At 70.0% G+C, this 10,509-nt stretch carries 7 protein-coding genes; 4 read left to right on the top strand and 3 right to left on the bottom strand.

The features are described from left to right. Nucleotides 1–598: 598 nt before the first annotated feature. The 3 genes from ABEB03_RS44850 (at nt 599) to ABEB03_RS44840 (ending at nt 3,297) form a co-directional block, all read left to right on the top strand. Entirely contained in the window at nt 599–1,672 is a 1,074-nt protein-coding gene (locus tag ABEB03_RS44850; RefSeq protein WP_345658926.1) for an alpha/beta fold hydrolase, read from the top strand. Nucleotides 1,673–1,772: 100 nt separating this feature from the next. Further along, entirely contained in the window at nt 1,773–2,621 is an 849-nt protein-coding gene (locus ABEB03_RS44845; RefSeq protein WP_345658925.1) for a class I SAM-dependent methyltransferase, read from the top strand. 115 nt (nt 2,622–2,736) lie between these two features. Further along, complete coding sequence (locus tag ABEB03_RS44840; RefSeq protein ID WP_345658924.1) at nt 2,737–3,297, top strand: CGNR zinc finger domain-containing protein; 561 nt, start codon at nt 2,737–2,739, stop codon at nt 3,295–3,297. A gap of 100 nt (nt 3,298–3,397) precedes the next feature. Here the strand turns inward: ABEB03_RS44840 and ABEB03_RS44835 are convergent, their stop codons facing one another. After that, nucleotides 3,398–7,504, bottom strand: a complete 4,107-nt coding sequence (locus ABEB03_RS44835; protein WP_345658929.1) for a discoidin domain-containing protein — start codon at nt 7,502–7,504, stop codon at nt 3,398–3,400. Nucleotides 7,505–8,285: 781 nt separating this feature from the next. Here ABEB03_RS44835 and ABEB03_RS44830 point away from each other — a divergent pair. After that, nucleotides 8,286–8,942 (top strand): hypothetical protein, encoded by a 657-nt coding sequence (locus ABEB03_RS44830; RefSeq protein WP_345658923.1) that lies wholly within the window; start codon nt 8,286–8,288, stop codon nt 8,940–8,942. 123 nt (nt 8,943–9,065) lie between these two features. On the opposite strand, the gene ABEB03_RS44825 is transcribed toward ABEB03_RS44830, so the two are convergent. Together ABEB03_RS44825 and ABEB03_RS44820 are read right to left on the bottom strand one after the other, a co-directional pair. Further along, the gene (locus ABEB03_RS44825) at nt 9,066–9,584 is read right to left on the bottom strand and encodes a DUF937 domain-containing protein (RefSeq protein ID WP_345658922.1); all 519 of its coding nucleotides are present in this window, start codon (nt 9,582–9,584) and stop codon (nt 9,066–9,068) included. A gap of 267 nt (nt 9,585–9,851) precedes the next feature. Further along, a complete protein-coding gene (locus tag ABEB03_RS44820) occupies nt 9,852–10,448 on the bottom strand; it encodes a nucleotidyltransferase family protein (protein ID WP_345658920.1) in 597 nt (198 codons plus the stop codon). Between the last annotated feature and the right edge of the window lie 61 nt (nt 10,449–10,509).

Genomic DNA, 10,509 nt, shown 5'->3' with positions numbered 1-10,509 from the left:
CCCGGGATCTCCACGCCTCGCCGTCGTATGCCCGTCAAGTCGGTGACGCCGCGACCGGGAGAGGCAGGGGAAAGGCATGCCGCTCCACGCCGGAAACACGCGTGGGCGGCGCACACACCCCGCACGAGGATGCGCGCGCCGCCCACGCGTGCCCGCCGAAAGCCGCCCGAAGTCCCGTCAGAAGACCTGGGTGAAGCAGCCGACCGAGATGACGACCACGGCGAACACGGCCACGAGGCCCTTCATGAAGTTCATGTGACTGCACCTTTCCGAAGTCACCACTCATCACGTGCCGACGATCGTCACACACCGAGAATCACTCGTCAAGCAGGTGACGATCACCATCGTCGCAGCTACCGAGAGTGAAGGCCGCCGGCCGGGCATTTCTTCTCAGAAGTCGACGAACTCGGGCACTCCACCCGCACCGAAGGTTCGCCACCGTATATCTCGCGGCATTACATCACCGGCTTGACCGGTGACGTGCGTCGTGCGAAGGTCACCTGGACGCCGATCCGAAGCGATGCCGCACACGACCGTCCGATCGGATCGCCCATATCAGGCATACCAGGACAATGGATTACGCACGGAGGGAATTCATATGATCAATAGGCGCACCTTCAGCAAGGCCCTGGGGCTGGGCACGGGCGCGACCGCCGCTGCGGTGACCGGTCTGCACGGCCTCCCGACCGCCTCCGCCGCCCCGCGGACTCGGGACTCGACTCCGGCACGGGCCGGGACCGCGCCCACCGCCGTCCCCGGGGACCACACGTCCTTCGCCTCGGTGAAGCAGATCAAGGCCGGACTGCTGGACGTCGGCTACGCGGAGCTGGGCCCCGCACACGGCCCCGTGGTCATCTGTCTGCACGGTTGGCCCTATGACATCCACAGCTTCGTCGACGTCGCACCGCTGCTGGCTGCGGAAGGCTACCGCGTGATCGTGCCCTACCTTCGCGGCCACGGCACGACCCGGTTCCTTTCCTCCCGGACGTTCCGCAACGCCCAGCAGTCGGCGATCGCACTCGACATCATCGCGCTGATGGACGCCCTGAAGATCCACAAGGCCGTGCTGGCCGGCTTCGACTGGGGCTCGCGGACCGCCGACATCATCGCGGCCCTCTGGCCCGAGCGCTGCAAGGCCCTGGTCTCGGTGAGCGGCTACCTCATCACGAATCTGAAGGCCAACCTCCAGCCCCTGCCCCCCAAAGCCGAGTACGCCTGGTGGTACCAGTACTACTTCGCCACGGAGCGCGGCCGGATCGCCATGGAGGACAAGACCAAGCGTCACGACCTGGCGCGGCTCGTCTGGGACACCGTCTCGCCGACCTGGGACTTCGACGACGCCACCTTCGAGCGCACCGCGGCGGCCTTCGAGAACCCCGACTACACGCCCATCGTGCTGCACAACTACCGCTGGCGGCTGAGCCTCGCCGACGGCGAGCGTCGCTACGACCGCTACGAGAAGCAGCTGGCCGCCCGCCCGGTCATCACGGTGCCCACGATCACCCTCGACGCCGAACGCGACCCCTTCACGGCGCCCGGCGACGGCTCCACCTACCGGGACAGGTTCACCGGAAAGTACGACCACCGCACCCTGAAGGGCATCGGCCACAACCTGCCGCAGGAGGCTCCGGCGGCGTTCGCCGAGGCCGTCGTCGAGGTCGACCACTTCTGAGGCGACCTCGGGGCGTGGCCGGAAGCCCTGCGGCCGGCCGAACCGTGGAAGCATGGGCCCTTCTGACGGAGAGACAGCTTCGTGAAGGGCGGGAGCCGGAGTGATCGACGGCTGGGAGTGGGACGAGACCCTGTTCTCGGGATCCGCCCCCTACTACCGGCGCGGGAGACTGCCCTACGCCCCGGGGCTGGCGGAGGTGCTGGCACAGACCCTGGGTCTCGACGCGCGTGGACGCCTGATCGACGTGGGATGCGGGCCGGGCATCCTGGCCCTGGCGTTCGCCCACGTGTTCCGCGAGGTGGTCGGCGTGGACCCGGACGGCGGGATGATCGCCGAAGCGGGGCGCCGGGCCGCCGAGGCGGGCGTCGGCGGGAAGACCCGGTGGGTGCGGGCCCGGGCGGAGGATCTTCCGGCGGGCCTCGGCGGCTTCGACGTCGCCGTCTTCGGCCAGTCCTTCCACTGGATGGACCGCGACCTGGTCGCGGCGACCATGATGACCATGCTGCCTCCCGGCGGGGCGCTGGTGCACATCTCGGACCTCAAGAGCGACACCCCAGGCGTTGCCGGGCTGCCGCATCCGGCCGTGCCCTACGCCGCGATGGACGCGCTGATCAAGGAGTACCTGGGGCCGGTACGGCGAGCCGGCCGCGGGGTGCTCCCGCACGGGACTCCCGGGGGCGAGGCAGAGGTGTTCCGCCGGGCCGGCTTCCTCGGACCCGAGCGCCATGTCGTGCCCGCCGGACGGGCGCTGGAGCGCGGCGAGGACGACGTCATCGCCTGGGTGTACTCGATGTCGTCGTCGGCGCCCCACCTGTTCGGCACGCGCCGCGCGGCCTTCGAGAACGATCTGCGCCGCATCCTGCGCGACGCCTCCGCGGCCGGCCGGTTCTCCGAACGCCCGCCCAGCACCGAGGTCTTCGTCTGGCGGAGGCCGCCCACCGGGCTCTGAGGCCTGTCCCGCTCCCGCTCGACGACCATGCTTCACCGGCGTCGAGACCGAACGGACACCGCTTCGACGAGTGACGAGCCTTGCAGCCCCACTTGTCACCTGTCAAAATGGTGATGTGAACCTGAATCATGCCTTCGTATGCGGAAATCCCGCCCTCGACTTCGCCGCGACCCTGCGCGCGCGCAGGTCGGCCAGGTTCGAGATGTTCGCGTCACCGGACAGGCTGGACGCCTGGTACCTGGAGTCGGGGATCGTCGACGCGGTGTCCCCCTGCGACGAGTCCGACGTCGAGCTGGCGAGGACGGTGCGGGAGGCCCTCTACGAGCTGATCACCGCCCGCCGGCTCGGTGAGGACTACAACGTCCAGGCACTCGCCGTCCTGAACGGCGCGGCCCGCAAGCCTCCGGCAACGCCGCAGCTCACCCCGTCCGGACGGTGGACCGAGGCGACACCGCAGGAAGCGCTGTCCACGGTCGCGCGCCAGGCGATCGAGCTGCTCAGCGGCCCCGACGCACCCATACTCAAGGAGTGCGGGAACCCGGAGTGCACCCGCATCTACATCGACCGTTCTCGCGGCACGCGCCGACAGTGGTGCGACATGGAGTCCTGCGGAAACAAGATCAAGGCGGCTGCCTACCGCGCCCGCAAGAAGAGCGCTCCGGCAATCGCCCACTGATCCGGCCGCCGCGCACCGCCCCGACGAGCCTGCCGTCGGGGCCGTCTCGGCCGCGCGGCCGCCCCGGCCCTGCGGGCGGCCGGGGCGGCGAGCGGTCATCTCACGGCCGGGCCGTGACGGGAGGTGCGTTGTAGCCCTCCACCCGCAGGGCGGGCCGGCCCGAGGCCAGTGCCTCGGCGGGCCAGGACAGGGTGACCGTGCGGCTCTCGCCGGGCAGCAGCCACAGGTAGTTGTCCTCGTACAGCGTCGGCAGGACCCGGGCGCCGCCCTTGTCGTCCAGCAGGGAGAGCCGGACCATCGCCGCGACGGCGGAGCCGCGATTGCGGATCGTGGCGGTCAGCTTCCTGCGGTCCCCCGTACCGGACACACCGGTGACGGAGGCCGACAGCCGGACCCGATCGACCGCATTGAGCGACTTCATCGCCCCCGGAGTGCGGTAGCGCCAGTAGGTGTTGCGGGACACCACCTCGCCCGCGCCGTCCCGCAGCGTCAGCCGCAGCAGATGCAGCTCGGGCAGGTCCTCCGACATCTCCACCGTGAAGGCCTTCGCCGTGGACGCGGCCTTCACGTCGACCTGGGTGCTCCTGGCCTTCCCGAGCGGACGGCCCGAGAGGTCGTACGTCTGTGCCGTGACCGTCGCGCCCTTGAGGGCTTCGGGCGTGTGATTGACCGCCAGGACCTGCCACTTCACCGGGTCGGCCTGGACGTGCAAGGGTTCGCAGGCCGAACGGGCCCCGTAGTAGGTGCCGTTGACGTCGAAGTCGTAGTCGTAGGTCTGCCACACGGTGCTGTGCCAGGCGGGGTGGGACATCCACAGCATCAGACCGCTCGCGTTGTCCCACAGATTCGCGTTCCACGCCTCGAACATGGCGCGCATGTTCTCGTAGTTGACGAACTGGGCCTTGCGCGTGAAGTCGTCCAGGTCGCCCGCCGTACCGAGACGGCTCTCGATGGCGGCCTTGTAGTTCTGCGGAGCCTGATTCCCGCGCTCGCTCCAGTCGTGGTAGTACCAGGCGCCCCGGATCGGCCACTCCGGTTCGTCGCCCACGAGGTTGCGCATGCTGGCGGCGGTGGAGACGACGGGCATCCCGATCTCGGTGTGGAAACCGAAGTCCTTGCTGCCGTAGGTGCCCGCATCGAAGTACCGCTCCGGCTCGACCCACCCGTAGGGGCCGCCACCGGTCACGATGCCGCCCGCGGAGTTGTTCTGGTACAGGATGCCGGGCACCTGCTGTTCCACGGCCTCACGCATGGCCTTGTCGATCGCGGCCGGCGGATTGCCCTCGTTGGCGCCGCACCACACCGCCACGGACGGATGGATGCGGTACCGCAGGACGGTGTCCCGCGCGAGGGAGTTGAAGGCGTCGTGGTCCGGCGGGTCCATGCCCCACGCGTTGGGGAAGTCGTTCCACACCAGGATGCCGTGCTCGTCACAGGCCGCGTAGAACTCCTCACGGTTGCAACTGCCCACCCAGTTCCGGATCATCGTGAAGTTCATGTCGCGGTGCATGCGCACCGCCGCGTCCATCCGGTCGGCGGGCATGCGGCGCAGGAGCTCGTCCCAGCCCCAGTTGCCGCCACGGACCAGCACACGGACCCCGTTGACGCTGATCTTGAGCGGATCGGGGGTGTTGGACACCGTCCTCACATCGGTCCAGTCGTCGCCGTCGTCGGAGACCTGGATGGTGTACGTCTTCGGGTAGGCCTGCTCCCAGAGGACGGCCACACGGTCGAAGCGCCGGGCGGAGCCCAGGTCGACCTGGATCCACTGGTGGTCCTCGTAGGCGGAGGACCAGCGGGTGCCCGGGTTGCCGTCGGTGGCGTGCACGGCCGGGTGGTCGGACTCCTCCGTCGAGGCGGTGGTGGGCCGGCGCAGGGCGATATCGGTGCCCGGTGCCGAGCTGTCGACGACGGCCAGGGACCACAGCGAGTTGCCCCAGCTGGTGTTGCGCACACCGCAGTCGATTCTCACGAAGCGGGCGGTCCTCGCCTCGAAGTCCTCCACACGCAGGCTCGCGTCACCGCTGTTGAAGGGCAGCGGGACCGCGGTGTTGTCCACGGACTTCGCGTCCGTCCACTCCTTGCCGTCCTGGGACACCTGGACGACGTAGGTCAGCGCGTACGCCTGCTCCCAGACGAGGTCCACGCGGTCGAAGGACTGCACGGAACCGAGGTCCACGCTGATCCATTCGCCGTCCTGGTAGGCCGAGGACCAGCGGGTCGCGGGGTCTCCGTCGGTCACGTTGCCCGCGCCGTGGCCGTCCTCGTCGACGCTGGACGCGTCGGCCTGGGCGTGCAGGGCGAGGTCGATGCCCGGACGCGCGCCGTCGAACACGGAGACGGTCCACAGCGAGTTGCCCCAGTTGGTGGCCCGGGTCAGGCACTTGATCCGGATGTGCCGGGCCTGCTGGGCCGCGACGTCCACGGACTGCGTGCATGCGTCGCCCGAGGCGACGAAGGGCAGCGGAATGTCGTACTCGTAGCCGAACTGCCGTATGCCGAAGCGGGTGGAGCGCCGGTCGCTCTCGGTGCCGTCGACCTCGGCGACGAGCGTCAGGTCGTGCAGGCGGGGGCTGCCCATGCCGTTCGGCCACCACAGTTCGGGATTGCGGACCCGCAGGCGCTCGAAGGCGTCGGGAGCGAATGTGACAACGATGTCTTCCCCTGCCGGGACGGTGACCGTCCTGGACACCCGCACCGAACCGAACGAGACCGACACGGTGGCCCGGTGGTCGGCGGAGTCGGCGTTGCGGACCGGCACGGTGACGGTCAGCTCGGCGACCGACAGGTCGGGCAGCTTCGGCAGGACGGTGTCCACACGTGGGTCGCCGATCACGACGTGTCCGGTCGAACGCAGCCTCACGTGGTTCCAGATGCCCGCGCCGCGGTCACGGACGGCGGGCATCCAGTCCCAGCCCGAAGAGGCCAGGTACGTGGGCGAGTTCAGGTTCATCTGATTCGCACCGGCATCCACCCAGGCCTCACCCGCGGGGCCCTTGTCGCCGGGGCTGCCGGGCACCGGCATCGGCGTGATCTTCACCGCGAGGGCGTGCCGGCCGTCGTCGGCGTCGGCGAGGTGGGACGTGACGTCGTGCGCGGATCGGGCGAACGGGAAGGTCAGGTCGCCCACGCTGCGTCCGTCGAGCCAGATCTCGGCCTTGTGGTTGATGCCGTCGAACTCCAGCCACACGTGCCGTCCGGCACCGGTGCGCAGGCCGCGCGGGAGCTCGAAGTCCCGCTTGTACCACCAGGAGTGGCGGGACAGCGCCTCCGGGACGTGCAGGTTGTTCAGCCCCTCGACGGGATCGGGCAGCTTGCCCTGTTCCACGAGCGAGCCGAGGACCGTGCCGGGCACGGTGGCGGGCAGCCAACGGCTGGTGTCCACGCCCGTCGCCGAGAGCTCCTTGCCCGTACCGTCGGCCCAGTCGTCCATGGTCAGGGTCCAGCCCGACTCCAGCGGCACGGTCCCGTCGTCCGCGACGGTCAGTTTCGGTGCCTTGGAGTGATGGGTGCCCCAGTCCGTCCAACCCGTGGCGTCAGGGCGGTGCCCGCGGGCCGTGCCGTACACCTCGAAGCCGTTGAGGCCCAGCGGGTTGGGGTTGGACCGCTTGCGGGACGTCATGCGCACCCAGCGGGCGGTCACCGGGCGGGCGGGGTGGACATTCACCACTCCCCCGGTGCCGGCCGTGGTGCGGTACACGCTGGACCAGGAGACACCGTCCCGGGACGTCTCCACGACGAACTCGGTCGCGTAACTCGACAGGATCTCCTTGCCGGTGGTGCCCTGTGCCCAGTTCCCGCTGGACGGCGGGGTGAAGACGGGGTCGGCACCGTCGGCCTCGAACGTCAGCCGGATCCAGCTGACCTCGCAGTCCGCCTGGAGGTCGACCGAGATCCACTGGGGATCGCCCGCTCCGGCCCTCCAACCGGTGCCGCGCACACCCTTCGCGGGAATGCCGTCCACCACGAACTCGGCCGCGGCGGACGCGTAGGCCTGCGAGGAGACCTCGACGGGGCGGAACGCGGCGATCTCCCCCGGAGTCGCGCTTGCGGTCACTGATTCGGTCCCGGCGCCGGTGCGCTCGGCGGCGGCGGCGCCGGCGGTGGGAAACACCGCGCCCAGCCCGAACCCGGCCAGCAGCGTCGAGCCGGTGGTGACGACGGAGCGCCGGGACGGAGGGCGCGACGGACTCGCCTGATCGGCCATGAAGGAGACGTCCAATCACAAGACGGTACCGGGGGCGAGCGGCTCAGTGCGGCGCGACCCCGACGGCATGACAACGTTGCCATAGGCTGTGACGGGGTGACCGTTCCTGTCAAGGCTTCGGGCTACGGACTACTGCGCGGGCGGGGCGGACGACGCGACTCCGGCCGGGCGGGGCGCGGCGGCGGTCCACGGTCGCCGGCGGGGCGCGGTCACGGTCGCGGCTGTCGTACACCGGAGGCCACCCTCCCGGATGGCTGCGTCCTCGGTCGTTCGACCTCTCGATCCGCCTCCGGCCGGTGACGGTGGTCCGTCCGTCAACTCGGCTCCCTTCACTCGCGGTTCCGATCACCGTCTCGAAAGCGTGCGCACGCATGTCGAGTCGTCCGGTGGCGCGCCCTGCCCAAGTCCCGGGAATCGGCGGGAGAGTGGGCGCCCGTGCCGGCAGTCTGCCGATGCACCACACGTGTGCGTCGCCGATCGGTTCCGCCATCGCTCCGTGCACATCCGTGCAGGTCGTCTCACCTGCGCGGATGTGCACACGTGTGGTGACCACATATTCCGCAGGGCCAGCTTCGTACCGCCCACGTCCTCATCCCCCGCACCACGCCTGCCCGTTGAGCGGTCCGGGGGCGCCACGAGGCCTCCGGCCGGGGCACCGATGCAGATGCGGCGGCCCCTGTCGCCGAAGTGCACGGGCATCGTGTGCGACGAACACTGCGGCACATGTCATTCGCGTGGGTACGATGCGCAACGTCACCCGAATGCGAGGGAGTGAACGGTTGTGTCCAGCCAGTCAGCCGCCACGCTCCGAACGCGGTATGAGGAACAAGCCGCGTCGGACCTGGAGGAGAACCGCCGCCGACAGCGTGAACTGATCGATGCCCTTGAGGTGTTGAAACAGGAGGAGACACTCCTGCTGGACATCCTGAAGGTCGCGGAACGTTTCGACGTCCGGGTGCCGCAGCAGGCGAAGGACGAGCCCGCTGCCGTGACCGCGCCGCAGGACGAACCCGCTCCCGCGGCCGATGCGCTCGGCCAGGAGGTCGAGACCCCCGAGGCCGCCGCTCCTCCCGCGCCGCCCGAGAAGGCGCCCAAGCGTCCCGGCCGGTCCAAGGCCGCCACTGCCCGACCGAGGAAGAAGACGGCCAGGGCCGTCACGAAGGCGCAGCCCCAACAGTCCCTCGGAGAAGTCCTGCTGGGCCTGCTGCGCACGCACGACGCGCCCCGGCCGGCGAAGGAGCTGCGCGAGGAACTGCTGCGCAAGCACACCGACCGCACACCGACACCGCAGGTCGTGCGCAACACCCTGGAGGCGCTCGTCGCCAAGGGCCGCATTCAGCGACACAAGCGGGAGAGGTCGGTGATGTACACGTTCACCGAGGGGAAGGGGCAGCAGGCCACGGCCCCGGACGCCGGCCCACCGGAGACGGAGGACTGAGGCGGCTCCGCCGCCTCGTCCGGGCGCGCCTCGACACCCGAGGTGGCGGCGGTCCCGGCTCGGTTCGGCGCGAGGTGGCCGCCGACGCGTACGGCGCCGGGTGTGCGCGCAGACGGGTCACGGCTACTTCTTGCCGCCTCCGAGGATCGAACCGAGCAGGTCGCCGAGGTCGCCGCCGGTGGGCTGGGCCCCGGACGCGGGGGAACCGGTTCCGGCGCGCTTGGCGGACGCGCGTTTGGCGAGGACCGTCAGAAGGGCCGGGATCATCACCTCGATGGCCCGGGTGACCGTGGCCACCGGGATGCCGGTCTTCTTGGACACGCTCGTGGCGATCGGTCTGCTCAGCTTGGACAGCACCCCGGCCATCATTCCGCCGCCGACAAGACCGCCGAGCCCGCCGAAGGCCGCCACTCCCCGCAGCGGCTCCTGCTCGGGCTCGGCGAGCCCGGCCAGGGCTTCGCGGACCTCTCCGGCGTCGTCGCCGTCGGCCCGCTCCCGGAGTTCACCGGCCACGGCGTCGACGGTGGTCCCGACAGCGGCCTGAGCACCGTCGGCGTCGGTCCCGAGCAGGTGTGCGATCTCCTGCACCTTGTCATCGCCGAGCTCTTGCAGGACGTCGTCCTGGAGTGAAGGTTCGCTCATGCCTGGAACGCTACGTCGATGCAGTTCGGGCGGCATGTCGAGCGATCTTCGCCGCCGGCCTGCGCCCGGAAGGGCCGCAGGGCCGTGCGAAGGTCCTGGTGGGCCCGGGTGACCGGTACTGTTCCGGGCCACCCGGAGCTTCGCCGTGACGGGGACCGCATCCCGGACGACTCCGCCCGGGATTCCGCGCAGGCTGAACAGCGAGTCCGTACGGCCATTGCTCCTGCTCTGTCTGCGCGTTCCACGTGCCGTGTCGAGGCGAGCGGATCAGTGCGGCCACGGCAGGACGGTGAGCTCCGGCCACGCGTCCTTCCAACGTGCCGCCTTGGCCTCGTAGACCTCCCGTGGAGCGAGGACCGAGTTGGGCCGAAGGACGAGGCCGAACACGTCGGAGAGCCCGTGCGGTGCGTAGACGCGCCAGTCTCCGCCGGGTTCCGGACGGACGCCCAGACAGCACGTGGTCGCCGCGAAGCTGTCGATCGCGGCTTCGGTGGACTCGTACGGTGGGCAGGGCACTCCGAACTTCTGCTCGTACCAGAGGTGCACGCGGGCCTCGTTCCGGATCTCCACCCGGGCCGGGAGGCCGGCGAACACTGTCCGACCCGCCTCGATCACGGCGTCCTCCGCTTCCCAGGAGAGGTCGCCGTCGTCGAAGTAGAAGAGGTCGTAGTCACGGATGCCGTGGGTCGGGTCCCTGTCGGTGACCACGTTCCACACCGTCTGGAACAGGCACCCCGCCGTCACGTACCAGTCGGGCAGCTCCAGTGTCGCCGCCCTGGTCATCACGTCCGTCAGGATCTCGTTGCGGGAGAGCACGGCCCGCAGGCCGGCGAGTTGCTCATCGAGAGGAAGTCGGCCAAGCATCCGCCCTGCCTACCACGATCGCTTCCGGAGCGTCACGGCCGCGTGAAGATCCGTGAGGCAC

The organism is Streptomyces siamensis (assembly GCF_039543605.1).
Classification (GTDB): domain Bacteria; phylum Actinomycetota; class Actinomycetes; order Streptomycetales; family Streptomycetaceae; genus Streptomyces; species Streptomyces siamensis.
This window is presented reverse-complemented; position numbering and strand designations above follow the sequence as displayed.

Bases quoted from the DNA above. Each gene is read 5' to 3' on its own strand.
- ABEB03_RS44850 (WP_345658926.1), top strand. From the start codon at position 599: ATGATCAATAGGCGCACCTTCAGCAAGGCCCTGGGGCTGGGCACGGGC.
- ABEB03_RS44835 (WP_345658929.1), bottom strand. From the start codon at position 7,504: ATGGCCGATCAGGCGAGTCCGTCGCGCCCTCCGTCCCGGCGCTCCGTC.
- ABEB03_RS44825 (WP_345658922.1), bottom strand. From the start codon at position 9,584: ATGAGCGAACCTTCACTCCAGGACGACGTCCTGCAAGAGCTCGGCGAT.
- ABEB03_RS44820 (WP_345658920.1), bottom strand. From the start codon at position 10,448: ATGCTTGGCCGACTTCCTCTCGATGAGCAACTCGCCGGCCTGCGGGCC.